Consider the following 269-nt stretch of genomic DNA (forward strand, 5'->3'; position numbering starts at 1 on the left):
CATTGGTTGATATGACCAATTACATAAGCTTTGATCTTGGTCGTCCGCTTCATGTTTTTGATGCGGATAAGATTAAAGGGCGTTTGAGTGTACGTTGTGGCCGTGACGGTGAACGACTTCAAGCACTTAATGGAAAAATCTATAATTTGGGTATCAAAGATTGTGTCATTGCAGATGAAGAGGGAGTTGTTTCGATTGCCGGTATTATGGGTGGTGAAAGAACGAGCTGTGATGAGAAGACGTGTCGCGTTATTATTGAGTCGGCGCTT

At 42.8% G+C, this 269-nt stretch carries 1 protein-coding gene; it reads left to right on the top strand.

Annotated features, from left to right (window positions below; genetic code table 11):
• The coding region (locus tag ACFIML_RS09350) for a B3/4 domain-containing protein (RefSeq protein WP_375688056.1) at positions 1-269 on the top strand (269 nt) is incomplete at both ends.

Origin of the sequence: Bartonella sp. AC62GZZY, assembly GCF_042196525.1 — a bacterium.
Taxonomy (GTDB): domain Bacteria; phylum Pseudomonadota; class Alphaproteobacteria; order Rhizobiales; family Rhizobiaceae; genus Bartonella.